The organism is Methanobrevibacter arboriphilus (assembly GCF_019669925.1).
GTDB lineage: Archaea > Methanobacteriota > Methanobacteria > Methanobacteriales > Methanobacteriaceae > Methanobinarius > Methanobinarius arboriphilus_A.
The window spans coordinates 1,085,654-1,109,525 of record NZ_AP019779.1; the positions used below are offsets into that span (position 1 = coordinate 1,085,654).

The window sequence follows — 23,872 nt, forward strand, 5'->3', positions numbered from 1 at the left end:
ATAATAAAAATATTGATAAAAATAATAATAATGAAAATATAATAATAATAACACTATTAAAAATAAAATAAAGTTGTAATAATAAAAATATTAGAATAATATAATAATTAATCTAATACTTTACTTTTAATAATTTCTACTCTTTTAAGAGGATAGATCTTTTTAGCCCTATGATATATCTCAGAAGCCATTCTTCCATTAACAGAAGTTTCAATTACATCTTCATAGCTTCTTTCGCTTGCTAATTTTTGAACAAGCCCAGTGATTGTTTCTCTCATGAACTTTTGTTGGGAAGATTTAGACCTTCTTGTAGTTATAGCTAAAACATGAAGTTTCATTTTATGATCGTCTTTAGTCTTAATAACAACATGAGTATCAATTCTACTTGTTCCTCTTCTAATCATACTTCTTACATAATCAGTTGTTACCTTATGACCAGTGAATTTAGTATTAGCTATATCTCCAGCTACATTATCAACTTCAAACTTTAATTTTATGTATTGTTTAGAAAAATCACCAGTTAATTCCCTCATAGTGACTTCTACACCCCTACCTATTAAAAAATCAGGATCTCTAGAAGGAGTTTCCCCAATTTCTTTATCTCCAAATGCCACAGGAGTTTTAATTGTATACCAAGATTTTTCTTTCCATGTATCACGTGCTCTTCTTCTTTTTGCCTTTGCCATAAATATTACATCCTATAAATTTTTTATTCAATTTCCTAATTTGTAAATTAATATTTTTAGAAACAGAAATATATAATCAAAGAGTACCTTAATTGGAACTCATACTAATTAATATCAATATTACTAATGCATAGAATATTATTAAAATAATATTTTTATTTTATAAAAAATATAAAATTATATAAAAATATATAAAATTACATAAAATTATCTATAATAACTATAAAAACAATAAAATTAACTCAAATTGACCTCTTAGCTATAAAATAAGCTAATTCGCAAATCTGATATTGGACTCAATCCAAATACTAGTAAAAATTGTTTATAATAAAGTTTTAAAATACTTTAAAACCCGCCCATAAAGGTTAATATAACATTTGGATTTATCATATTTAAAGTTTTTTAAAAAAATTGAAAATTATTAAAAATTAGAAAATTAAAAAGTTAAATAATTAAAAATAATTAAAGAAATCCGAATGATCATCTATACTTTTAAATAATCAGGAAAAAATGGAAAAAATAAAAAAGTTATTTTAAAGACTTTGCAAATTTTTTTGCATCATTCAAATCATCTTCATTAGGATGATCCTTATTTATACCTCCAACAATTTTAAGTGGGCCAAAAGTGTCAAAACCTTTACAATTAAAATCAGCTATGACATTAAAACCTCTGGAATTTAAAAAATCTTTAAACTTTTCATTGAAGCTACTTTTACTCCTACCACTTGTAGTAAAAATAAAACTTTTCTGATTATCCATATGTTCAGTAGTATCAATAAAATTTTTAATGTTTTTATGAATTTTCCCATAATATATACCAGAACCAAAACCAACTAAATCATATTCATCCAGATTTTTGTACTTCTTATTAAAATCCCTCACATTTACTAATTCCCCACCAATTTCATCTGCAATTACTTTAGCTACTTTCTCAGTATTATTATGATGTATTGATTCATATATAATAATACACTTCATATTCCAACCTTTCCTATTTATTTATCTGATTTAATTATAATTGATTTATATCCAATTCTATTATATCTAATCTATTATACTTTATTCTATTATATTGGAGTCTTCATAAACTTATAATGGTCAATATAACGATTTAAAGCTTCATCAATTGAACCCTCATCTTCAACAAGTTTTATACCAGATTCTTCAATTCCAAATTTTGATTTAAATCCTGCTTGAACACAAATAACCACGTCACAATCCCCAATTGCATTCAAAGTCTTCATCCACTGATGTTTTTCTCCAGGGTTAAATTCAACAGATCTTTTTTCAATAAATTTTTTATTATTCCCTTCTTCATCAAAATCAAAAATACATATAGATCTAGCTTTTCCAAAATGAAGATCAACATTTTTTCCATCAGATGAAGCAACAGCAATTCTCATGATTATCTCCAATTAATCTCTAATTTTATTAATTAATTTAGCAACATTTTCGGCAAATAATTTTATTGTTCCAATACCTTCTTCATCACCATTAGCAGTACCTTCTTCAAGTGCAAAAACCATATTCCAATAGTTTGAACCTACCATGATCATATTGTTTATAGGGAAAACCATTGCCATTTCTTGAAGAGTTAAAGTCTGACCACCTCTTCTAGCTACAGCTATTGGACCACCAACCATCCATGAAAGAAATTGATCAGTTCCACGAGAAACTTTCCCAATTCTTTGAAGAGCAGCCATTATATCCCCTCTAGCTGTCCCAAAATAAACAGGGGCTGCGGGGATGAACCCATCAGCTTTTCTTATTTTTTCAATGATTTCATCAAGTCCATCTTTTAAAACACAATTCCCCTTTTCTATACATTTATTACAAGCTATACAAGACTGAATTTGCATTCCACGAAGGGATAAAATCTCAGTACTTAATCCACCTTTTTCTATTTCATCAGCACATACTTCTAAAACTTCAACAGTATTACTATTTTTCCTAGGACTTCCACTTAATAAAATTACATCTGCCATCTTTAACACTCCATCTAATTTAAATGTTTAATATTTTGATATTTCAAATATTAAACAATTTTAGATACTTTACTAAAAATTGTAAATAGATTAATATAATATACAAATAATATGTATATTTTTTATTTTAATTAAATTTTATTCATTTATTACTTTCATTAAATTAAAAATAGTACTTAGAAATAGTATTTAAAAATAGTACTTAAAAATATTATTTAAAAATATTGATTGAAAATAATTTTAAAAAATGGTTTTAAAAATAGCCTTAAAAATAAAATTAAAAGTTATTAAAATATTGAAAATAGAAAATTATAAATACATAAGTGTATAATATTTTTAACAAAATGTAAAAAACTATTTACAAAATGTTTAATAAGCTTAACAAAAAATTCATTGAAGATTTAATAAAAAACTTTTAAATTAAAAAGTATCTTAAAAAGTATCTTAAAAAGTTTTATAAATTAAAAAATATTTTAAAAATAATTTAATGAATGAATAATTTAAGAAAAGAATAACTTAAGAAAAAAATAATTTAAGAAAAAATAGCTTAAGAAAAGAATAAAGAAAGAAAATAATAAGAAAATAAAAAATAAGGAAAGAATATATTAAAAGTGAAAATATGAAAACAAAAATAAAAGCAATAATAACCATTATATTATCAAGTTTAGTAACACTACTCTGGATTTTAGGAATTATATTTGCAAATTTCAATTTATTTATAATATCCATGATTGTGTTAATGATAACACTCATACCAACAATTAGATATTATAAAGAACTAGATAAATTCTTTAAAAGCAGAAATGGAGAAATAATTGAAGATGAAAGAACACAATATATTGATGAAAGAGCTTCACTTCCAGCTTTTGGATCAGTAATGGGAATAATTATATATGTAGCAATAGCTATTTTTACTCTCAGAAACATATACCCACAATATACTCCAATGTCATATGCATTCTTTTTTACAGCAATCATAGGAATTATAATATTTTTAATAAGTAGAATCTATTTTAAACGAAAATATAGTGAGTAAAAATGAAAAATAGAATAAAAGAATTCAGAGCGATACATGACACTACTCAGGAAGAATTAGCTAAACAACTACAAGTATCAAGACAAACAATCTTAGCTATTGAAAAGGATAAATATGATCCATCACTAAAACTAGCATTTAAAATAGCTAAATTCTTTAAAGTTTCTGTAGAAGAACTATTCATAGATAAGTAACATAATAATAAATCAAAGGATTAAACTCCAGCACCATCTAAAGCAGATGAACAATGACAATCATATTCTCTATCCATTGATTCAACAGTTTTATAAATAAGGTTAATAAGTTCTTGTCCTTTAACTTCCATTATTTCAAAAACTTCATCCATTGTTAACTTATTTGGAGAAATAGAAGCCCCATAATTAGAAACAAGACAAATACTAGCATAACATATTTCTTTTTCTCTAGCTAATACTGCTTCAGGAAGACCAGTCATCCCTACAACATCCCCACCTAAAGTTTGAAGCATTCTTACCTCGGCAGGACTTTCAAATCGTGGACCTTCATTACAAACATAAACTCCCACTTCTACAAAGTCACCATCAGTAACAACTGATTTATTAGCTATAATTTGAGACCTCAGCCTATTACAATAAGGTTCTGTAACATCAATATGAACAACAGCATCATCATAAAATGTTTTTTCTCTTCTAAAAGTAAAATCAATAAAGTCATCAACTATCACTAATGAACCAGGATGAATTTTTTCATCTAAAGAGCCTACTGCATTTGTAGCTATGATTTGTTTAACACCTAAGTTATGAAGTCCCCAAATATTTGCACGATAATTGATTTTATGAGGAGGTGAACTGTGATCTCCAGAGTGTCTTGGCATAAATGCTACATCATTTTCCCCAATTTTAAAAAGAGAAATTTCTGCAGACTCACCATACGGAGTCATGATTATTTTCTTTTCAACATTATCAACTTCTTTTGTAATGTCATAAACACCACTACCACCAATAATACCTATCATAAATACACCAAACATTAAGAAAATAAAGAATAAAAAATAAAGAACAAAAATAGAGAATAAGAATAAAAATAAAAAGATTAACCTTTAGTAACAGCTAATGGTACAACTTTAGCTACAAGTTTAGCTATTCCAGTGCTATCAGATGTTCTAACAACTTGATCAACATCTTTATAAGCTGCAGGAGCTTCTTCAGCAAGAACTGGATCGGAATTAGCCCTCACATGAATACCTTTACTTTCAAGATCAGCTTTTATTTCATCACTAGTAAATTTCTTTTTAGCACCAGTACGGCTTAATTTCCTTCCAGCACCATGAGCAGTAGACCCAAAAGTTTCTTCCATTGCAATATCAGTTCCATGAAGAATATAAGAAGCAGTGCCCATAGTTCCAGGAATTAAAACTGGCTGACCAACTTTTCTATATTCATTTGGAATTTCAACTCTACCTGGACCAAAAGCACGAGTAGCTCCTTTTCTATGAACCATAACTTCTTGATTCCTATTTTTTATATTATGGACCTCTTTTTTAGCAATATTATGAGCAACATCATATATAACACTCATTTCCATATCTTCAGCAGACTGGTTGAATATTCCTTCAAAAGTCTCCCTAACCCAATGAACCATCATCTGACGATTTGCCCAAGCATAATTAGCCGCAGCGGCCATAGCTCTAAAATAATTTTCAGCTTCAATCGAATCAATAGGAGCACAAGCTAATTGTCTGTCAGGTATATTAAGATTGTGTTTTTTATATGCCTTATCCATAGCACGAAGATGATCAGAGCAAACTTGATGACCACATCCACGAGATCCACTATGAACCATAATAGTTATTGTTCCAGGTTCAAGATTAAAAGTTTTAGCTACTTCTTCATTAAAGATTTCATCAATTTTTTGAACCTCTAAAAAATGATTTCCAGACCCTAATGAACCAAGTTGGGGGATTCCACGTTTTTTAGCCTTATCAGATACTTTAGATGAATCAGCATCTAACATCCTACCATTTTCTTCAAGAAAATTAAGGTCTTCTTCCCAACCATATTCGTTTTCAACAGCCCATTCAGCCCCAAAGTCTAAAACATTGTCAATTTCATTATTTTTTAGTCTAATTTTTCCTTTACTTCCAACACCAGAGGGAACATTAACAAAAAGTTTATCAACAATCTCTTTCATTTTAGGTTTGATATCTTTTTCAGTTAAATTTGTTCTAACCATTCTGACACCACAATTAATATCAAATCCAACTCCACCAGGACTAACTACCCCAGTACGAACACTAAAAGCTCCAACTCCACCAATAGGAAAACCATAACCAAAATGAATATCAGGAAGACCAATAGCAAATTTTTGTATTCCAGGAAGACAAGCTACATTGGTTATCTGTTCAATAGCCCCCTCTTCTAAACTAGAAAGTGCATCTTTTTCTAAATAAAAGCGACCAGGGACTTTCATTTCTCTTTTAAAGTTACTAGGAATCTCCCAAACATTTGGGCGAATTTCAGTAATATTTTCCTTAATATTCTTGTTTATACTCATAAGAATCAACTGTATTAATTAAATAGAAAGATAAATTTTTTATTATGAAAATATTCAGTAAATTTGTATAATCTGTATAAATATGTATAAAATAAAGTTTAAAGCATTATATTAAATTAAAAAATTTAATTAAATAATGACGATTAAACACTAAATTAAGAATCTTATAAACCACATATCGATACATTATATTATATGGTACTATATAGTATATTATATAGTTTTGATGATATTATATAATTTACTAAAAATACTATAAAAAATAGAAACAATAAAAATGCTAAAAAAGTACTATAAAATACTAAAATATAATACTAAAAATAATACTGAAAATAATAATATAAATAATAATATAAATAATAGTATAAATAATAATAAAAATGTTAAATAAATATTATGAATAATATAAAACTACAAATACTAATTAAATACAACAATACCTACTTATAAATCCAAAATAACTCTTATTTTACATAATTCATTACATGAAACTTCCATCATGTGAAATGTTATTGCTTTAACCTCACTTCTTCTTTCATGAATTTTCCAATCTATTTTTTCACCTTCAACTATTGCATTGAGTTTATAAAACTTATTATCACCTGAATTTTTCTTTTCAATAGATACTGTGAAATTTGAAAAAAGAAGAAGGTTAACTTCATGAATAAATAATAATTCTTCTAAGAAATCATATAATAAAGAAATTTTATCCTCAGATTCAATGTTAAATTCTTTTATTTCTTTTTTATCTACTTTTTTAACATTAGTTATAACATTGAACATTGCTAAAGCAGAATTTTCAAAAGCTTCCTCTAATGTTTTCCCATATGCCCAATAACCAATGTCAGCAGTTACATCGAAAAATTCAAACTTTTTTTGAATATTTTTATGATTAGTTCTATTTTCTTCAATCATATTAATCATGAAAATTTTTAAAGTCAGTTTTTTGCTATTTAAGTTGATTTAAATGTTTTTTATGAGAATAAGTACATATAATTAAAATTCAATAATTTTAATATTACTCCTCATAAGCTCTCTCGGATTTTCTTTATATGCATTTTTCAACTAATTATATTTATGAACAAATTTGAGTGAAAATTTGAGTGATTATATGTCAAAAAATACAAATCAATATATAAGAAATGATTTAAGGAAAAAAAATGATATAAACGATTTTTTATTCTTTAAAAACATTAGCTTTCAATCTTGCATGGTAATACTCTTTGTTTTTCTAGTATTACTTTTCAGTATATTATCTATAGCTACAACCCCTAATCCTAGTGTTATTTTTGGAATTTAAAAATAGTACCACTATTGCCCAATAGTGATATTATATATTTTAATATTATATAAATCCAATATATAACTTAAAAAAATTATACTACCAAACCCTAAGTAGCTAATGAGTAAACCATGCAAGACTTTTTATTATAAATATTAATATAAATATTTATATGAATGATTATAGCGAGAATTGCATTACAATATGCTAATAGGAAATAATTAAAATTTTGATCAAAAGTTATAGATAGTATAAAAATTAACAATCTACATCAGTCAATAATTATAATAAAAAATAATTATGATAAAAAGAATTATAATAAAAATAATCTTGATGAAGAACATAATAATAAATATTAATTATAAAAATGAATACTCATAATAAGGCCATATAATTTAGATATTAAATTATATGGCTTAAAAATAGATATATAAAACATTTAAAAAAAAATTTTAATTATAAAAGGCATTTTTTAACATCTTCAGAGTTAACTCTAAGTATTATTTGTCTAGAATTTCCTCTAACTCCTTTTCCTGTGAATTTTGTATCAATTAGTCTCAAAAATTCTAATTTTTCTAAAGCTCTTCCAAATGTTGCATAGCTGAGTCCTGTTTCTTCCATAAACAACTTAGATAAAGGGCCAGAATTTAAAGGCTCATCTTTGGTTGCAATGACTTTTAACAAATCTTTTTCTGATTTATTTAATGATCTTAATGTTTCAACTAATTTTAAAGAATTACTCTTAGATTTAGCTTCTTCAAGATGAGATAATTCTATTGTTCTAGATGCATTGGATTCAGCTATGTTTCCACATATTCTCAATAGATCAATCCCAGTTCTCAAATCTCCTCCATCTATAGAATAATCAGTAATTTCCTCTAATATTTCATCACTAATTACTCCAGGATAAAATCCCAATTTAGCCCTATCAGTGAGAATACTTAGTATTTCACTTCGAGTATAAGGAGGAAATGTTATCTCCTGAGGAATGAAAACTGTATTCACATTTTTATCTAATGCAAACCTAAATTCAAGTTCTGATAAAATTGCAAACAGTCCTGTTCTAACTCCTGGAAATTCTTCATAAGCTCGTAATATATCATAAAATATCTTATTAATCATGTTATTTTTGAATAAATAATCAACATCATCAAAAGCTACCAATAATGCTTTATCTTCATCTGAAAGATGTTGCATTATTTTTTCATATACCCTTGATACAGGAATTCCTGTTTCAGGAGGAGCATGCCCAAAAATCTTTTTATGTATCTGTGAAAATATACTAAAACGAGTAGTATGTAATTGACAATTTACATAACAACAAAAAATCTTATTAGAATTTTTTTCAACCATTTCAAAAAGTTTTTTTATTGCAGTTGTCTTTCCTGTAGCACAAGACCCAAGTATAACAGTATTAACAGGTCGTCCTTTATTTAAAGCTGGACGAATAGACATTGCCATGCCTTCCATTTGTGAATCTCTGAAATTATAATTTTCAGGCATATAATCTGGATTAAATGCATTTATATCCTGAAATATTGTTTCATCATGAAGTAATATATCTTCAATTCCCATAACAATAGTATGTATAAACTTATATAAAAAAGTATATTCTAATTATCTTAAAATAAAATAAATTATTACTAAATCTAGTTGATTAGTAAATAAATTATTTACTTAAATTAATTATTTCAACATCATTATTCTTTTTTATCCAATCAATAAGTTTTTCAGCATATAATAACTTTTTTTGCTTAATTTCATCAGCTTCAGCAGTTTCTAAATTGATATTGGGTCGAGAATATTTAGTTACAATTTTTCCAAAGTCCATTCCAGCAAGAACAATCTTCTCGGCATTTAAAGTAATAGCTAAAAACACTGCCCTATCACCATCAGTAAAACCTCCGAAATTATAAAGATTAGAAAATGGTTTAGACTGAGTAGTACCTAAAATCTTATTAAACTTATTCGTGTATTTTAATATTTGATCAAAATTATTACCATGAGCATGAAGAACAAATAAAGATCCTAAATCATTTGCCAGTAATAAATCTTCAATTTTACCATCTAAATCAGTTACTATTATATCTGGAACAATATTTTCTTCTAAAAGAGCTGTTGTTGCACCATCAGCAGAAATTAATATATAATCATCAGAGTCTTCTAAGTTAGAAATCTTTTTAACTTTTTCTATGTCTTTTTTTAATGATGGTCCTGCACCAAAAACTATAAAATTTCTTATATCTGCTTTACTTTTATGAAAATTATGAACATTAATATTCTCATGTTCTAAATTATCCAATAAATCTTCAATTTTGATTGAGTCTCTTACAGATAATAATTTATTTAAAATAGCAGCAGTTTTTTCATCTTCTTCTTTTGGAAATCCAAAATCAGATAATATTTTCTCATACCAAATATTCCATTCATCAAATTTCATTATTACAAATTATATATTTTCTATTAAATAAATTTTTTGAAATTAATATTGTTTTTAATTAAAATTATCTTATTTTCAATCTTAATCAGTCCAAAGCTTACAAATTAATATAACTATAAAAATAAATAAAAAACAAGAAAGCAACAAAAAAATGAATAAATAAATGACAAATAAATACAACAACATGTACAATGATAAAAAATATAATTTATAATTAAAAAATCAATCACAAAAATAGTACATAATCCCCATTATTTAAACATTGAATCTCAATTATTTTAATTATTTTAATCATTGAATTAAATAATTAAATTAAGTACTACAATTATACCCAATAGAAAAGCTTTTTATATATATTAAATAAAGTTTGTAATATAGTTTAAAATATTTTATAATTAAACTATAAATAATCATTCTTATAGCAAATAATCAATTGGAGGAATAAATAAATGGATGATACTTTATTAATGCTTCCTGGACCAACAAGCGTAGCACCAAGAGTCTTAAAAGCTATGTCTAATAATATTGTTAACCATAGAAGCGCGATCTTTGGAGAAATATTTACTGAAACTACTGAACTAATGTCTGAAGTTTTTAAAACACAGAATCAATCTTACTTACTTACTGGTTCAGGTACATCAGCTATGGAAGCAGCTATAGCCAATACTATAAAACCTGGAGAAAAAATATTAAATGTTGTAGGGGGTAAATTTGGACAAAGATTTATGCAAATAGCTAACTCATTTGGAATAGATGCACAAGAATTAGCTGTTGAATGGGGAACTGCTGTAACACCAGAACAAGTGAAGATTGCTCTTGAAAATGATGAAGACATTAAAGCAGTGACTGTAGTTCATAATGAAACCTCTACTGGTGTAGCTGCTCCTATTGAAGAAATTGGAAAAGTTATGAAAAATTACGATGCACTATACATTGTAGATACTGTATCATCTCTTGGAGGAGATAGAGTAGATGTGGATAACTATGGTATTGATATTTGTGTAACAGGATCACAAAAATGTTTAGCTGCTCCTCCAGGATTAGCTGCAATTACTTTAAATGATGAAGCATGGAAAGTTATTGATAATACTGATTCTAACACATATTACTTAGATATGAAAAAATACAAAAAAAGTGGTGCTGGAACACCTCCTGAAACTCCATACACTCCCTCAGTTTCATTAATTTATGCTTTATTTGAAGCTTTAAAAATAATTAAAGAAGAAGGTCTAGAAAATAGAGTAGTTAGACATGAAACAGCAGCTGAAGCTTCAAGAAATGCTGTTAAAGCTCTTGGCCTTGAAATATTCCCTGATGAAAAAGTTTCATCTACAACTGTTACTGCAGTTAAAATGCCAGAAAACGTCACTGATGCAGAATTAAGAGGAACAATGAGAAATAAATATAAAGTAGAATTAGCTGGTGGACAAGACCATTTAAAAGGAAATATCTTTAGAATTGGACATATGGGTAACATATCTTATAAAGAACTAGCTATTACCTTTTCTGCACTTGGAATGACTTTAAAAGGGCTTGGGTTCGATATTGACATGGGTGCAGGAGTAGCTGCAGTTAATGAATCATATTTATGATTCATTTTATATATTATATGTTATAATACATTTATTAAATAATATTAATAATAATATAAAATCTCATTATTTCATTATTATTTCTAATTATTATTTATAGTATTATCTTTATTATTATTCTTATTATTATTTTTAGTAACTTATATTTTAGTATTTTATAGTGCTTTTTTAGTATTTTTATTTTTGTTTATTGTATTATCCTCTATTTTTAATTATTATTTTTAATTCTTTACTAAGTATTAAAACTTTATTATTTATAAAAAATCTTAGGTTTAATTTATAGTTATTATTAAAATTTAACAAGAGGAATATCTTCTTCTGCAATTAAAACCTCTAATAAATAAGGTTTATCTAATTTTAAATTTTTAATAGCTGATATTAACTCTTCAATAGAATTTACAGATTCAGCTTCAATTCCATAAGCATTAGCTAATTTTAAAAAATCAGGATTTTCTAAATCAACAGAATATCTTAAATCTTCATTATAAATAGTTTCCCATTGTCTAATTACACCTAATTGAGAATTGTTTAATACTATAATTAAAATAGGGAGTTTATTAGAAGAAATAGTAGCTAACTCCTGAACATTCATCTGAAAGCCGCCATCTCCATTAATAAGAATAACCTTATTATTAGGTTTAGATATTGATGCTCCACAAGCTGCAGGCAATCCATAACCCATAGGAGCCATAGCTCCTGAGAAAATAATCCTTTTATTATAAATTTCAGATATAAGATTAACCCATGTAGTGTGTGAACCTGCATCATTAACCAAAATATAATCCTTAAAATTATCTAAATTATCTAAATCATTAAAATATTCCATTACTAATTTAATAGCTACTTGTGGCTTTAAAGGGATTTCTTTGCTTTCTAAGCCATCAATATGAATTTTTTCATTATTTTGAAAAATATCAGCTACCCATGAATTATTAGACAAATTATTAAACGAACTTTTAGATGAATTATTAACTATTTTTGAATGATTAAAATGATTTAAAACTTTTTTTACATTTGCATGGATTTTTATATCTCCAAAAAGTACGTTTTGATCAATATTAACACTAATAACCTTGGTTTTAGCATTTTTAAAATCAAAATTACTGTTAATATGAGTTGTTCTTTCAGATATTTTAGAACCTAAAAATATTATTAAGTCAGCGTTTTTAAATGCAAAATTAGCCATTTTAGATCCTCTAATACCTACAAGGCCTAGTTCAAGGCCATAATCATTTATCAAACCTTTTGAGTGATATGTATGAGCAATAGGAATTTTATTAATCTCTGAAAATTTTTTAAGCTCTTCAATAGAATCTGCCCAAAATATTCCGGCACCAGCAACAATCAATGGCCTTCTGGATTTTTTTATCTCTAATAATGCCTCATCTATTTTATTATAGTCACAATAATCATAGGATAAATCAGATGCTACTCGATAATCAGAGAAAAGATAATAATCAGAGGACAAATCTAAATTACAATCATTATCATCGATAGATTTATCTAAAAGAACGTTTTTTGGAAAATTAATGTGAATAGGACCTCTTGATTCATTATTAAGAATTTTTACAGCTTTTTTAATATTATTAATAGCTGATCTACCATTTTTAGGATTGAAAGTTTTAATAGTAATAGGTTTAAAAATAGCTTCAATATCAATATCTTGAAACTCATCATCATTTTCATGATTCAAAGAATTATCTCCAGTTATAACAAGCAGAGGAATAGAATCTTTAAAGGCAACTCCAACACCCATCACCATATTTAAGGCACCAGGACCTGCAGTAGAAATACAAACTCCGAAATTACCAGAAACTCTAGAATAAGCATCAGCAGCATGAACAGCACCTTGTTCATGTCTCATAAGAACATGATCAATTTTAGAATTGTTTAAAGCACCATAAAATGGAATAATTTGTTCTCCAGGATGTCCAAAAATATGTTTAACACCTGAATTTTCAAGAATTTTAACAATACATTCCGCAGTATTCATTTGACACACTTATCCAAAATATTACTAAAAATGATAAAATATAAATAAAAAACATTAAATAAAATGTTAAATAAAAAATATTGAATAAAAAAGATTAGATAATGAAAAAATTGAATAAAAACAAACCAATATATAATTATAGATTTTATTCCTCTTGATAACTACCAGAATACTCTCCAGAACCATCAACTTTAAAAACAACACCTTGAGCTATCCTATCTCCTTTTTTAATTTTATAATCAAAATTTCCATGATTATAAATCATAAACATAAGAGTACCATAAAAACCAGGATCACCAACAGCAGTTTGAACTGAAACAAAACTACGAAGAAGAGTAGATCTAGGCAAATATAACATAGAATATCCTTTAGGAATCTTAATTTTCCGATCAATTGTAGCTAAATAAGCAGTATGTGGTTTAAGCGTATATACTGGTCCATCTATAGCTTCAATATCAGGTAGATTTTTTTCATTATCAATAAGAGAAGCAGCTGATTTTTGGATAAATACTTCATCAAGAGCTAAGTCAATTCCAGAAGGTTGTACTAATTTTTTAAAATCAGGAAATAATTTTATAAGTTCTTTTTCTCCTAACATTTTTAATCACATATATTTTTATAAGGTTATTTTTTATAAGACTATTTAAAAATTTATATAAAAATAATTATGTACTTTAACAGATATAACTTTATATCATAAAATATTTAATAGCTATTAAAAATCAATCCAATCTAACAATAAAAAAAAAAAAAAAAAAATTAAGATGATTGTTAAATAAGGTTGTAAATAAAATTATTAGAAAATTATTAATATTTAATAGAATTAATAGTAGCTATTTAATAAAATAAAAATAATGGAGATAAAAGAATGCCCGTAGTAATAGTAGAATCAAATAAATTAGATGTTGATAAAAAAAGAGAGTATGTTAAAAACTTAACAAAATTAACAGCTGAAACATATGGATTACCTGAAAACACAGTAACAATCATAATAAGAGAGAACAAAGCTGAAAATATAGGGGTGGCTGGAAATTTATTAAGTGAGTTAGAGGAATAGGGATAATATAAAACTATTATCATCTATAATAAATAAATGAAAAACATTAATTTTCCCATAATTTTCTGTAGAATCCACTTCCTTCAAATTTTATTAGTCCTAAATCTCTCAAAAATTGAAGAGTTTGTCTAATTTTAGGTTTAGTATTTTGATTATTCGGATAAATTCTCTGAATTTCATTTTCAAATAAATAAACATCCTTTAATTCAAATATTTGGCCTTCAATTTGATTTAATTTTTCAAAAACTGTTTTTTTCCATCCAGATAACTTATCAACGATAAACTCTATATCTTCATTAAAAATATTATCTTCATTTTCACATGAAATCTCATATTTAGGAATATCAATTCTTTCAAAATTAGGGATATCCTTTAATATTTTTTGTATTTCGACTATATTATCCTGATTAATATTGCCTGATTGATCACTTTTACATAGCTGATCAAAATCGTTTGAAATTTGAGATATCGAATTTGGATCATTTATAAGAATACCATATTCATAATTTCTGTTTAATCCAGAGAATGTTAGATTTGCAGAAGTAATAATCGCATTAGAATTGTCAAAAACATAAAATTTAGCATGTAATGCAGAATGATTGAAAACTTGATGGTTATTGAACAAAATCTTATCTAAAGCAGAAATGTCAGAAACTTTTTTATAAAAATTTGCAATATTGAATTTCGTTAAAACATTTAAAGAAATATTACAATTTATATTATCATATATTTCATTAATTATACTTTCTTTTATGAAAGGAGAACATAATTTAATCTCATCAGTAGATTCTCGAACTAGATTCATGAAAAGATCAGCAATTGGATAATTCAAAACTTCCATAAAAACACCTTAGTTTAAAAGATTCCTAATAATAAAAATAAAAAATCAACTAAATATCTGATCTAACATCCAGTCGGGATCATATTCTTTTATATCATCATAGCCTTGACCTATTCCTAAAAATAGTATAGGTTTTCCAATAACATAGCCAATTGAAAGAGATGCTCCTCCTTTTGAATCTGCATCGGCTTTAGTTAGAATAACACCATCAATATCTATAGCATCATTAAATTTAGTAGCTTGTTCAACAGCATCATTACCAGTTAATGCATCTCCTACAAAAACAACAAGATCAGGTTTAGCTACCCTACGTATTTTTTTCATTTCATCCATAAGATTAGTATTTGTCTGCATTCTACCAGCAGTATCAATTAAAACTAGTTCTTTACCTTTTGCTTTTGCATGTTCAACTGCATCAAATGCTACAGCTGCAGGATCAGATCCTTTTTCATGTTTAATAAGCTTAACATTTAGTTTATCAGTATGATAATTTATTTGTTCAATAGCTCCAGCTCTAAAAGTATCAGAAGCAGCTACAACAGGAGTATAACCTTTTTTAATATAATAATTAGCTAATTTACCAATAGTAGTTGTTTTACCAGTTCCATTAATTCCAACAAACATAACAACAAGAGGTTCTCCCATTTTTTTCTTTTCTTCAATCATATCAGTCATTGATTTACCTTCAATATCAATAATTTTTGATACTGCATTTCGAAGAGCCTGATAAGTGTATTCATCAACATCACTGCTTCTTTTAATTTTTTGACCAATAAGGTCTTCTCTTACAGATTCAACAACAAAGTTAGCTACATCAATAGCTACATCGCTTTCAAGAAGAGAAAGTTCTAATTCCCATAAAATATCTTCTAAATCTTTTTCAGAAATAGTTTTCTCTCGAATAAAAGAAAAAATTCCAGACTTCTTTTTTTCATCATCCGATGTTTCTAAATCTGATGAAATATCAGTTTCAGTTTCAACAATCTTCTCATCAACAGGTTTATCACTTTTAGATATAACATCCGATCTATCAATTTTAATCTTATCATCAGATTTATCAGCTTTAGGCTTTTTAAATCTTAATTTTTCACTTATCTTTGAAAAAGTAGTTTCTTTATCCTCAATGACTTCAAATTCATCTTCAGAAGAGTTTAATTCACTTGAAATATCCTTTTCAGTTTTTTCATAATCATTTGATTTTTCATTATCTTTTTCATAATTAATCAGATCATCTTTATTTGTATCATGTTGATTAATCAAAGTAGATTCATCAACTTCATCAGCTTTTTCTTCTAATTTAACATTGTTTTCTTCTTCTGCTTCTTCAGAAACTTTTTTAGTTAATTTTCCAGAAGCTTCAGCGAATTTCTTTTTTATTGACTCAAACAAAATATTACCTTCCCTAATAAAGTATAATAAAATAATTTAATATTTATAAATGAATAGCATTAATTTAATATTTATAATAAATAACATTCTTTAAAACATGAAAATCATCAGAGGGATTTTCAATATGTAATATTAATTATAGTATTACTAATATTATATAATATTAATAATATTATATTGCATAAAATAATTAATAAACTTCAATATATAATCAATTTAATATATAATCAAATTTATGTTATTAGTATATAAAAATTTAACCATAAGATATAATTTATTTATATAATTACTTCCAATTATTAATTCTTTAATTATTATAATAAACTCAAAAATATCCCAAATGATTAAAGATATAGAATAATCCAATAAACAAAAATAAAAATACTAAAAAAGCACTATAAAATACTAAAATATAATACTAAAAATAATAATAAGAATAATAATAAAGATAATAATATAAATAATAATTAGAAATAATAATTAGAAATAATAATGAAATAATGAGAAAAACATTAGAAGAAAAATATAAAAATTAATATTAAATATAATATTGAGGTTGATATTATTATTAATAATATTAAATGTAATACTTAGAATAATATTAAAAATAATACTAAAAACAATATTGAAAATAATATTATAAATAATATTAAAAATAAAATGAAAAAGCTAATTAAAAAACTAATTTAAAAAATTTAAACCAGATAATTTAAGTATTAACAATAAAAAAAAAAACTTAAAAGAGTATTATATCATTTATTGTGCATTGTTTCCTTGAACTTTTCTCATAAGCTCTTCAGCTTGAGGAGATAGTTGAGCTACAATCTGACTGATTTTTTGAAGATTATTTAGCATTTTATCAAGACTGTCATTTAACTCCTCTTTTTGAGAAGACAAAGTCTCTTTAGCATCTTCAACAGATTTTTTAATAGCTACACCTGCACCAATACTCATAATAATCTCATCAGTATTTTTAATTTCAGCATTCATGAAAGATCCTGCACCAACAGGCACTAGTGCTTCTAAAGAATTTTCTTCTTTAATATCTTCTAATGTTGATTCTAATGTTTCAACTTCCGCTAATGAAGCTTGTATAGCTTCAACTTGTTGTTGTAATACTTCAGCTTGATTTTTATATAAATTAAGCTCATTTACCATCTCATCTAATTTTTGCTGATCTTCCATAATTACACCTTAATAATGTTATATCATCCAATAAGGAAAAAATAAATATACTGAAATAAAAAATTTATAATAATGCTTTTACTAAAGGATCATTAACTTCATCAGCAGAAATCTCTTTAATTTCTTCAATTTCGATTTGATTTCTGTTTATTCCATGCTTACTACCAAACTCAGAGTAAATCTTTTCATAAATATTTTTTTCACTCATTGATTTTAATTCTTTAGTGAATACTTGAGTTTGATCACCCATTGTAAATCTACCTTGAATTCTATATATTTTTGTTTTCATACTACCACACTATAATAATTTGTAAATCTGTAATATTTGTAAGTCTGTAATGTAAATCCTAAATTAATGTAAATTTTAAATTTTTGATTATTAAATTATATTATTATTAAATTATACTATTAAAAACATAGCTAAAGAAGTTTAAATTCTAGAAAGAGTCTAAAAATCCTAAAGCTTCTTCGATACGAGCCATTTCAGGACCAGTACTATTTTCTGGAACAATTGCACCATAAGAATTAGCTACAGAACATGCTCCAACAAAATTTATTCCCTGACCAACAGTTCCAATATCACCTTTAACTTTAAAAACATTTTCAATGAATCTGAGTTCAGATTCAGATGTTTCTCTATGAACAAGAGCTCCTTTATTAGTAACATTAAGTAAAGAACCAATAATATTAAATCCTGCTATCTCTGATCGCTCTACACGAATATCTAGAGTTTCTTCAATAATATTAATTGATTTTTCAGAAATTAAGGGACTTATGATAGCCCCATTATCATTTGCTGCAATAATATTTCCAACAGCAGTATATTTATCAGGAATTTTAGCTACATTAAGTCCAACTTCTTCTAAAGCAAAAATTTCACTATCTAATGTATATGGAGATACTATAATACCATTAGAATTTCCACAAGACAATGCACCACACAAATTACTTCCAGATATTGTAGTTCTTACAACATCAATTTCTAATGCTTCTTTTATATGATTTTCCATTACTTCTGGAAAGTTAAAAGGAACAATAGCTAATTGATCAGTGACTGAAATATATACACCTAAGTTTGGATTTCCAGTTAAATTTATTCTTTTAAGCATTGTACCTTTCTCCACATCTAAACAAATATAATCTAATTTTTTATAATTTAAATCTTTTTTAAAATTACTAATTATTTATAATATTATTATATTATTGTATTAATTAAAATTATAATTATCTATTAAAATTATAATATTACTTATAATATAGTTAATTATAGTTATAATATAATTAGTCATAATATTAATTGTAATATTAATTATAACATTATTCAGCTAAAGTTGCTTCTACAACTCCATCATCATCTTTAACAGCTTTAACTTTTATTTTTGAAGGAATTTTCTGAATTCCTCTCTCCCAAATTTTTTCATTTACAGAAGCATCAATTTTGATTTCTTCTGATTTCATATGCTTTTGTAAGAATTCTTGAACTACCCTAATAGCTTTAGCTGCTCTTATAGTTCTTTGTACATTCTTAGCATCTCTAAGAGGTATTGTGTAAGTTCTTTCCATGATAACACCTATACTTTAAGATTATTCCTTCTCCAATGTCTTGGTTTAGGCCTATATTTTAATTGACGTTTAGTTTTCGCATAAGCCCATATTGGGACTCTTCTATTTTGTTTATTAGCTTTTGCTAGTCTTAGTTTTTTAGCTAATGGTTTATTTCTACTCATTTTTACACCATATGAACATAAATATATTTGAATATAAATATATGAATACTACCACAGTTAAGCATCATCACCACAGTAGAATTAATCTTAATTATACAGATTAAAATTATTATTGATTTATTAAATTATCATTAATTTTTGTATCATTAATGATATATAATTAATTGATATATTAATTTATACACTATTTTATATTATTAATTTACAATTTTTGAATTCTATTCAATCCAGTTACTCTTGTCTGAAAATGCTTTGGAAATAAATCAGCTGAATTAACGCCTTTTTCTTTATCAATTAAGCAACGTATTTCTACTTCATAATCAGAACTATTATCTCGATTACTTCCTTCTTGAGTAATATTAAATAATTTTGAAACTAAATAATCAATCGTTTTATAACCAAAACTATCTAAATTAATATATTGAATATTTTTCCTATCTTCTAAGCTTCTAATTTCATTTTTATCTAGCTTGGGAGTCCTATCATCTCTTCTTGTTCCATCAGCAATGATTGAAAATTTTTTTTTATTTGCTAAATCAGCTGATTTTTCAACTACAGCCTTATGAAGATAAGAAATCCCATTATTAGGGAAACCATCATTCAATATAATATCAACAGCATTATTTAATATTTTTTTATTTAAATTTAAAACATTATGTTTTATTTTAAGAGATTCAGCAGATTTTTGAGAAGGAACATAAGAATTATAAACTCCAAAATTTGCTGTTAGAAGTTCAACTTCTATTCCCATTTTTTTAAGGAGAATAGCCATTAAAGAACTGTCTTTCCCTCCACTAAATAAAACATAGGCTTTCATTGTAATGAATTTATAAATTATCTTCTGGTAATATTTATGTCTCTTTTTTGACCAGATAACTGCTTGAGAAGAACTTTAAGTTGCTCATCAGTAATTTTACCTTTCATTCTACCACTTTGAGCCAATTGAATAAGTTGAATCTCAATTTGATCTACAAATTCAGGCTTAGTTAATCTAAGGTTGGCCAATCTACTTCGAGCTTCTGGAGTCAAGATTTGCATCATTAATTGCCTTTTTTGTGCTTCCATTTCTTGTTGCATCTGTTGCTGTTGCATCTGTTGCTGTGCTTGCTGATTTTCATTAGCAGCAGCTTGCTGTTGCAACTCTTGCATCCTTTTACGGCGTAATTCATCAAGATCACTCATTTTCAGAACCTCCATTTTGTATTAAATTATAGTAGTATAAAAAATATAATTAATTATAGATAAGTTTTATAAGAAATTAATTTTATAAATAATTAATTTTATAAATGATTTATAGGATTTAGCTATATAATAATTCATTAAACAGAATTAAATTGATTGATAGGTAAATTAATAAACAATTATAGAATTAATAATAATGTATTGTTAATAAGGAATATTAATAAGGAATTATTAATAAAGAATTATTAGTACTTATCAAGTTCTGGAATATCTTTAATTACTTCACTAGAAGTTTTATCTAAGAAAGATTTACCTTCAGAAGTTACAATTCTTCCAGCATTTACTTTTTGAATATATCCAGCATCTTCAAGTTGGTGTAATGCTCCTCTTACAATAGCCCCACTACCTTTTCTAAAAGTTTCTGGAGTAACTCCTCTATCTTTTTTTCCACCATAAAAAGTTCTTAGACTATTAATTCCAACTGGACCATCCATGTAAACTCTTCTTAAAATAGAAGCACATCTTACATACCACCAATCGACATTTTCTGGTTTTCTTTCTTTATGAACACCAGTTTTTACTAAGCTAGTCCATTCTGGAGCAGCAATTTTATCATTATTCTCATTAAAATCTTTTGCAACTTTATTTATTAATAAATCAGCAGGTACATCATATACAGTAGTCATATTAATTCTCCTAATAAATTTTATAATTATTGAGAAACCAACTAATTAGAAAACAACTCATTGAAATATTAAGCACACACAAATAAATTCCACTGAATCTTAAACTCAAGGTTTCATTTTTAAAGTTTTAAGGTTTCTTTTTGTAAATTACAGCAACATTTCCTCTTAAATCAACAAGTTTAGATCTTGTTTTTTCAACAATTACTGCAAGATAATCTTCTTTTTGATTTGCTATATTTTTTGCAAATCTTAATTTAACAATTTCATTTGCTTTTAGCTGGCGTTTTATTTCTTCAATAACATTTTCATTTATTCCAGCTTTTCCAATGTTTATTGTCATAGAATTGAGAGCTCTATTCATCATTTCTTTTTTTGATAGTGTAATAGTCAATTTTAGCTCTCCTTTTTTCTTTTTTCTCTTTTTTATAAGGTATTTTCATAATTTGATTACATTCGTGGCATTTAATATTTACTTCACCATTAAATAGTCTAACCGAAGAATTTTTAGAAGGATATAAAAATTTATAACAATTTTTACAATAATTACGTCTCCAGTTATCAGGAATTTTAGTATTATATTTTTTAGATATCTTACGAGCTAAGCTCACATATCTATGTGACCTATCAGGATTATTTGAAAATTCATTCTTTGCCATGGAAAATAGAATATTCATACGTTCACGAGCTATATCAAGCATCCACTTAGGTCTTCTTCCTCTTCGCAATATTAAACCCCATATAATTGTAAAACATGCAATTGAATAAAATAAAATATAGATTTATATTATTCAAGTAATTATAACATGATTTTGAATGTTTTAAAACGATACATTAAAAGTTAGTTTCAACTATTTAGGTAGTAGAAGAGTAATAATAATCTTTTGTATCTTCTATTTAAAAAGGCTTTCTATAGACTTTTATTCTATAATATTTTTATATATTTTAAAAATTATTTTAAAAATTACTAAGAATTATAAAATTCAGAATTATAAATATTATATGATTAAATATTTTATCAAATATGATTATTCATAATTACAATCGATATAATTCATATATCTATAATACAAGCGATTTATATTGCTCTATTTATAATTATAATTGATTATATAATTGTTTGATTATTTATAGCTATAATATATGTTAATTATAATATAATTGTTAATTTACTACATTAGTTTTTATTAGATTAGTTTATTATATTTGATTTTTTATATTTATTATGAATTCATTAGCTATAAAATAAATTCATTATTAAATCTTGCAAATTTTACAAGTTTTATAAGTTTATACTATAAATTAAACAAAGTATTATTATAAATTATCATAAATTTATAATATTTAATTAGTAATCAAAGTTGTTCTAAGTAAATAATCAATCAATAAAAATTATATGTTTTATACCTTAAAAAGATTACTATATTAATATTATTAATATTACAAATATTATTAATATTATTATTGTTAATATTACAAACATTTATAATAATATTGTTAATAATAATACTAATGATAATGTTAATAATAATAAAAATAATATTATTATAAGTGATTATATCAGTATCCGCCTAATATCCACTTCATAAAATCAATATTCCCCACAGGAAAATCTTTTTTATTAAATATTATATCTTCAACAAACTTAAAAACTTCTTTAATAGATAAATCACTAGTGTCAATTTCATTAACTTTAGTTCCATATTTTTGATATGCTTCAACTGAACATACTCCTAATGCTTCAGCTTCTAAATTCTCATGAATCTTATATTCACTATAATTCCTTGATTTAAGTCTACTTTCTAAAATTTTTGGATTTAATCTAAGAACAATTATCTTATCAACATTTTCACAATTACATAGATGAGAAAGATGACCTTCAACAATAGATATTTTCAACTTAGAGTCATTGAGATCTTTTTCATTAAAGAAAGAATCTAAAACTTCATTAAGTTTCTTATCTAATTTTTGAACATTAACAATATTATAACCTTTATCAGAGTCAACACCATCAATCAAATTATTTTCAATGGCCAAATCATTTATTTTAACAATTTGAAAATTGTAATTTTTAGAAAATTTACTTTCCAATAAATTAGCTAATGTAGTCTTACCAGTACCTGGTGTTCCAGTGATAAAAATAATTTTATTATCGTTCTCTTTAATCTTTTCTTTATTTGAAGATTTCATTATTTTCATAGATATTTCCTATAATACTGTAATTCTCTAATAATATAATCCTATAGATATTTACTAATTAAT

General features: G+C 25.4%; 29 protein-coding genes. 5 read left to right on the top strand and 24 right to left on the bottom strand.

Annotated features, from left to right (window positions below):
* Window positions 1-107: 107 nt before the first annotated feature.
* The 4 genes from MarbSA_RS04795 to MarbSA_RS04810 form a co-directional block, all read right to left on the bottom strand.
* Complete coding sequence (locus MarbSA_RS04795; protein ID WP_080459367.1) at window positions 108-686, bottom strand: 30S ribosomal protein S3ae; 579 nt, start codon at window positions 684-686, stop codon at window positions 108-110.
* A gap of 528 nt (window positions 687-1,214) precedes the next feature.
* Window positions 1,215-1,664: a flavodoxin family protein gene (locus MarbSA_RS04800; RefSeq protein ID WP_221061981.1), complete on the bottom strand. Its 450-nt coding sequence runs from the start codon at window positions 1,662-1,664 to the stop codon at window positions 1,215-1,217.
* A gap of 89 nt (window positions 1,665-1,753) precedes the next feature.
* Entirely contained in the window at window positions 1,754-2,089 is a 336-nt protein-coding gene (locus tag MarbSA_RS04805; protein WP_054835180.1) for a NifB/NifX family molybdenum-iron cluster-binding protein, read from the bottom strand.
* Window positions 2,090-2,101: 12 nt separating this feature from the next.
* A complete protein-coding gene (locus tag MarbSA_RS04810) occupies window positions 2,102-2,671 on the bottom strand; it encodes a flavodoxin family protein (RefSeq protein WP_042702238.1) in 570 nt (189 codons plus the stop codon).
* 619 nt (window positions 2,672-3,290) lie between these two features.
* Between MarbSA_RS04810 and MarbSA_RS04815 the strand changes: the two genes are divergently transcribed.
* Complete coding sequence (locus tag MarbSA_RS04815; RefSeq protein WP_042702241.1) at window positions 3,291-3,707, top strand: DUF2178 domain-containing protein; 417 nt, start codon at window positions 3,291-3,293, stop codon at window positions 3,705-3,707.
* 2 nt (window positions 3,708-3,709) lie between these two features.
* Window positions 3,710-3,901 (top strand): helix-turn-helix transcriptional regulator, encoded by a 192-nt coding sequence (locus tag MarbSA_RS04820; RefSeq protein ID WP_042702244.1) that lies wholly within the window; start codon window positions 3,710-3,712, stop codon window positions 3,899-3,901.
* Between the two features lie 20 nt (window positions 3,902-3,921).
* Here the strand turns inward: MarbSA_RS04820 and mtnP are convergent, their stop codons facing one another.
* From mtnP to MarbSA_RS04835, 3 genes are all read right to left on the bottom strand, one after another.
* Window positions 3,922-4,701 carry an S-methyl-5'-thioadenosine phosphorylase gene (gene mtnP / locus MarbSA_RS04825; RefSeq protein ID WP_221061982.1) on the bottom strand — a complete coding sequence of 260 codons (780 nt, stop codon included), beginning with the start codon at window positions 4,699-4,701 and terminating at the stop codon, window positions 3,922-3,924.
* Window positions 4,702-4,778: 77 nt separating this feature from the next.
* Complete coding sequence (locus MarbSA_RS04830; RefSeq protein WP_221061983.1) at window positions 4,779-6,239, bottom strand: RtcB family protein; 1,461 nt, start codon at window positions 6,237-6,239, stop codon at window positions 4,779-4,781.
* Between the two features lie 444 nt (window positions 6,240-6,683).
* Window positions 6,684-7,154: an archease gene (locus tag MarbSA_RS04835; protein WP_042704426.1), complete on the bottom strand. Its 471-nt coding sequence runs from the start codon at window positions 7,152-7,154 to the stop codon at window positions 6,684-6,686.
* A 196-nt stretch (window positions 7,155-7,350) separates the two neighbouring features.
* Between MarbSA_RS04835 and MarbSA_RS04840 the strand changes: the two genes are divergently transcribed.
* Complete coding sequence (locus tag MarbSA_RS04840) at window positions 7,351-7,539, top strand: hypothetical protein (protein WP_221061984.1); 189 nt, start codon at window positions 7,351-7,353, stop codon at window positions 7,537-7,539.
* A gap of 438 nt (window positions 7,540-7,977) precedes the next feature.
* Here MarbSA_RS04840 and MarbSA_RS04845 read toward each other — a convergent pair whose 3' ends face one another.
* Both MarbSA_RS04845 and MarbSA_RS04850 read right to left on the bottom strand, forming a co-directional pair.
* Window positions 7,978-9,096: an ORC1-type DNA replication protein gene (locus MarbSA_RS04845; RefSeq protein ID WP_221061985.1), complete on the bottom strand. Its 1,119-nt coding sequence runs from the start codon at window positions 9,094-9,096 to the stop codon at window positions 7,978-7,980.
* A 94-nt stretch (window positions 9,097-9,190) separates the two neighbouring features.
* Window positions 9,191-9,961 (bottom strand): 6-hydroxymethylpterin diphosphokinase MptE-like protein, encoded by a 771-nt coding sequence (locus MarbSA_RS04850; RefSeq protein WP_054835381.1) that lies wholly within the window; start codon window positions 9,959-9,961, stop codon window positions 9,191-9,193.
* Between the two features lie 449 nt (window positions 9,962-10,410).
* Here MarbSA_RS04850 and MarbSA_RS04855 point away from each other — a divergent pair, with 449 nt between their 5' ends.
* Complete coding sequence (locus MarbSA_RS04855) at window positions 10,411-11,553, top strand: pyridoxal-phosphate-dependent aminotransferase family protein (protein WP_221061986.1); 1,143 nt, start codon at window positions 10,411-10,413, stop codon at window positions 11,551-11,553.
* A gap of 289 nt (window positions 11,554-11,842) precedes the next feature.
* On the opposite strand, the gene MarbSA_RS04860 is transcribed toward MarbSA_RS04855, so the two are convergent.
* Window positions 11,843-13,546, bottom strand: coding sequence for a thiamine pyrophosphate-binding protein (locus MarbSA_RS04860; protein ID WP_221061987.1), 1,704 nt, complete (start codon window positions 13,544-13,546; stop codon window positions 11,843-11,845).
* Window positions 13,547-13,691: 145 nt separating this feature from the next.
* Window positions 13,692-14,144 carry a dCTP deaminase gene (locus MarbSA_RS04865; RefSeq protein WP_054835338.1) on the bottom strand — a complete coding sequence of 151 codons (453 nt, stop codon included), beginning with the start codon at window positions 14,142-14,144 and terminating at the stop codon, window positions 13,692-13,694.
* A gap of 270 nt (window positions 14,145-14,414) precedes the next feature.
* On the opposite strand from MarbSA_RS04865, the gene dmpI reads away from it, so the two are divergent.
* Window positions 14,415-14,603 (top strand): 4-oxalocrotonate tautomerase DmpI, encoded by a 189-nt coding sequence (dmpI, locus tag MarbSA_RS04870; RefSeq protein ID WP_221061988.1) that lies wholly within the window; start codon window positions 14,415-14,417, stop codon window positions 14,601-14,603.
* Between the two features lie 46 nt (window positions 14,604-14,649).
* On the opposite strand, the gene MarbSA_RS04875 is transcribed toward dmpI, so the two are convergent.
* The 13 genes from MarbSA_RS04875 to MarbSA_RS04935 form a co-directional block, all read right to left on the bottom strand.
* Window positions 14,650-15,444, bottom strand: a complete 795-nt coding sequence (locus MarbSA_RS04875; protein ID WP_221061989.1) for a phospholipase D-like domain-containing protein — start codon at window positions 15,442-15,444, stop codon at window positions 14,650-14,652.
* 45 nt (window positions 15,445-15,489) lie between these two features.
* The gene (gene ftsY, locus MarbSA_RS04880; protein WP_054835342.1) at window positions 15,490-16,833 is read right to left on the bottom strand and encodes a signal recognition particle-docking protein FtsY; all 1,344 of its coding nucleotides are present in this window, start codon (window positions 16,831-16,833) and stop codon (window positions 15,490-15,492) included.
* Between the two features lie 756 nt (window positions 16,834-17,589).
* Window positions 17,590-18,018 (bottom strand): prefoldin subunit alpha, encoded by a 429-nt coding sequence (gene pfdA / locus MarbSA_RS04885; protein ID WP_042702283.1) that lies wholly within the window; start codon window positions 18,016-18,018, stop codon window positions 17,590-17,592.
* A 64-nt stretch (window positions 18,019-18,082) separates the two neighbouring features.
* Window positions 18,083-18,307, bottom strand: coding sequence for a 50S ribosomal protein L18Ae (gene rpl18a / locus MarbSA_RS04890; RefSeq protein WP_042702286.1), 225 nt, complete (start codon window positions 18,305-18,307; stop codon window positions 18,083-18,085).
* Window positions 18,308-18,455: 148 nt separating this feature from the next.
* Window positions 18,456-19,127 carry a translation initiation factor IF-6 gene (locus MarbSA_RS04895; RefSeq protein WP_042702290.1) on the bottom strand — a complete coding sequence of 224 codons (672 nt, stop codon included), beginning with the start codon at window positions 19,125-19,127 and terminating at the stop codon, window positions 18,456-18,458.
* A gap of 208 nt (window positions 19,128-19,335) precedes the next feature.
* Window positions 19,336-19,581 (bottom strand): 50S ribosomal protein L31e, encoded by a 246-nt coding sequence (locus MarbSA_RS04900; protein WP_042702293.1) that lies wholly within the window; start codon window positions 19,579-19,581, stop codon window positions 19,336-19,338.
* 8 nt (window positions 19,582-19,589) lie between these two features.
* Complete coding sequence (locus tag MarbSA_RS04905; RefSeq protein ID WP_042702295.1) at window positions 19,590-19,745, bottom strand: 50S ribosomal protein L39e; 156 nt, start codon at window positions 19,743-19,745, stop codon at window positions 19,590-19,592.
* A gap of 202 nt (window positions 19,746-19,947) precedes the next feature.
* Window positions 19,948-20,562, bottom strand: coding sequence for a DUF7411 family protein (locus tag MarbSA_RS04910; RefSeq protein WP_221061990.1), 615 nt, complete (start codon window positions 20,560-20,562; stop codon window positions 19,948-19,950).
* A gap of 17 nt (window positions 20,563-20,579) precedes the next feature.
* Entirely contained in the window at window positions 20,580-20,927 is a 348-nt protein-coding gene (locus tag MarbSA_RS04915; protein ID WP_042702298.1) for a DNA-binding protein, read from the bottom strand.
* A gap of 245 nt (window positions 20,928-21,172) precedes the next feature.
* On the bottom strand, window positions 21,173-21,613 hold the full coding sequence (locus MarbSA_RS04920; RefSeq protein WP_042702300.1) for a 30S ribosomal protein S19e: 441 nt from the start codon (window positions 21,611-21,613) through the stop codon (window positions 21,173-21,175).
* A gap of 127 nt (window positions 21,614-21,740) precedes the next feature.
* Entirely contained in the window at window positions 21,741-21,998 is a 258-nt protein-coding gene (locus MarbSA_RS04925) for a YhbY family RNA-binding protein (protein WP_042704428.1), read from the bottom strand.
* Window positions 21,967-22,338: a ribonuclease P protein component 4 gene (locus MarbSA_RS04930; protein ID WP_054835302.1), complete on the bottom strand. Its 372-nt coding sequence runs from the start codon at window positions 22,336-22,338 to the stop codon at window positions 21,967-21,969. Before MarbSA_RS04930 ends, MarbSA_RS04925 begins: the two co-directional genes overlap by 32 nt.
* An 832-nt stretch (window positions 22,339-23,170) precedes the next feature.
* Window positions 23,171-23,809 carry an adenylate kinase family protein gene (locus MarbSA_RS04935; RefSeq protein ID WP_231624110.1) on the bottom strand — a complete coding sequence of 213 codons (639 nt, stop codon included), beginning with the start codon at window positions 23,807-23,809 and terminating at the stop codon, window positions 23,171-23,173.
* Window positions 23,810-23,872: the final 63 nt, after the last annotated feature.

What these genes read in the sequence shown, in the direction of transcription:
- MarbSA_RS04795 (WP_080459367.1), bottom strand. Translation starts at nt 686, where the DNA reads ATGGCAAAGGCAAAAAGAAGAAGAGCACGTGATACATGGAAAGAAAAA.
- MarbSA_RS04800 (WP_221061981.1), bottom strand. Translation starts at nt 1,664, where the DNA reads ATGAAGTGTATTATTATATATGAATCAATACATCATAATAATACTGAG.
- MarbSA_RS04805 (WP_054835180.1), bottom strand. Translation starts at nt 2,089, where the DNA reads ATGAGAATTGCTGTTGCTTCATCTGATGGAAAAAATGTTGATCTTCAT.
- MarbSA_RS04810 (WP_042702238.1), bottom strand. Translation starts at nt 2,671, where the DNA reads ATGGCAGATGTAATTTTATTAAGTGGAAGTCCTAGGAAAAATAGTAAT.
- MarbSA_RS04815 (WP_042702241.1), top strand. Translation starts at nt 3,291, where the DNA reads ATGAAAACAAAAATAAAAGCAATAATAACCATTATATTATCAAGTTTA.
- MarbSA_RS04820 (WP_042702244.1), top strand. Translation starts at nt 3,710, where the DNA reads ATGAAAAATAGAATAAAAGAATTCAGAGCGATACATGACACTACTCAG.
- mtnP (WP_221061982.1), bottom strand. Translation starts at nt 4,701, where the DNA reads ATGATAGGTATTATTGGTGGTAGTGGTGTTTATGACATTACAAAAGAA.
- MarbSA_RS04830 (WP_221061983.1), bottom strand. Translation starts at nt 6,239, where the DNA reads ATGAGTATAAACAAGAATATTAAGGAAAATATTACTGAAATTCGCCCA.
- MarbSA_RS04835 (WP_042704426.1), bottom strand. Translation starts at nt 7,154, where the DNA reads ATGATTGAAGAAAATAGAACTAATCATAAAAATATTCAAAAAAAGTTT.
- MarbSA_RS04840 (WP_221061984.1), top strand. Translation starts at nt 7,351, where the DNA reads ATGTCAAAAAATACAAATCAATATATAAGAAATGATTTAAGGAAAAAA.
- MarbSA_RS04845 (WP_221061985.1), bottom strand. Translation starts at nt 9,096, where the DNA reads ATGGGAATTGAAGATATATTACTTCATGATGAAACAATATTTCAGGAT.
- MarbSA_RS04850 (WP_054835381.1), bottom strand. Translation starts at nt 9,961, where the DNA reads ATGAAATTTGATGAATGGAATATTTGGTATGAGAAAATATTATCTGAT.
- MarbSA_RS04855 (WP_221061986.1), top strand. Translation starts at nt 10,411, where the DNA reads ATGGATGATACTTTATTAATGCTTCCTGGACCAACAAGCGTAGCACCA.
- MarbSA_RS04860 (WP_221061987.1), bottom strand. Translation starts at nt 13,546, where the DNA reads ATGAATACTGCGGAATGTATTGTTAAAATTCTTGAAAATTCAGGTGTT.
- MarbSA_RS04865 (WP_054835338.1), bottom strand. Translation starts at nt 14,144, where the DNA reads ATGTTAGGAGAAAAAGAACTTATAAAATTATTTCCTGATTTTAAAAAA.
- dmpI (WP_221061988.1), top strand. Translation starts at nt 14,415, where the DNA reads ATGCCCGTAGTAATAGTAGAATCAAATAAATTAGATGTTGATAAAAAA.
- MarbSA_RS04875 (WP_221061989.1), bottom strand. Translation starts at nt 15,444, where the DNA reads ATGGAAGTTTTGAATTATCCAATTGCTGATCTTTTCATGAATCTAGTT.
- pfdA (WP_042702283.1), bottom strand. Translation starts at nt 18,018, where the DNA reads ATGGAAGATCAGCAAAAATTAGATGAGATGGTAAATGAGCTTAATTTA.
- rpl18a (WP_042702286.1), bottom strand. Translation starts at nt 18,307, where the DNA reads ATGAAAACAAAAATATATAGAATTCAAGGTAGATTTACAATGGGTGAT.
- MarbSA_RS04895 (WP_042702290.1), bottom strand. Translation starts at nt 19,127, where the DNA reads ATGCTTAAAAGAATAAATTTAACTGGAAATCCAAACTTAGGTGTATAT.
- MarbSA_RS04900 (WP_042702293.1), bottom strand. Translation starts at nt 19,581, where the DNA reads ATGGAAAGAACTTACACAATACCTCTTAGAGATGCTAAGAATGTACAA.
- MarbSA_RS04905 (WP_042702295.1), bottom strand. Translation starts at nt 19,745, where the DNA reads ATGAGTAGAAATAAACCATTAGCTAAAAAACTAAGACTAGCAAAAGCT.
- MarbSA_RS04910 (WP_221061990.1), bottom strand. Translation starts at nt 20,562, where the DNA reads ATGAAAGCCTATGTTTTATTTAGTGGAGGGAAAGACAGTTCTTTAATG.
- MarbSA_RS04915 (WP_042702298.1), bottom strand. Translation starts at nt 20,927, where the DNA reads ATGAGTGATCTTGATGAATTACGCCGTAAAAGGATGCAAGAGTTGCAA.
- MarbSA_RS04920 (WP_042702300.1), bottom strand. Translation starts at nt 21,613, where the DNA reads ATGACTACTGTATATGATGTACCTGCTGATTTATTAATAAATAAAGTT.
- MarbSA_RS04935 (WP_231624110.1), bottom strand. Translation starts at nt 23,809, where the DNA reads ATGAAAATAATGAAATCTTCAAATAAAGAAAAGATTAAAGAGAACGAT.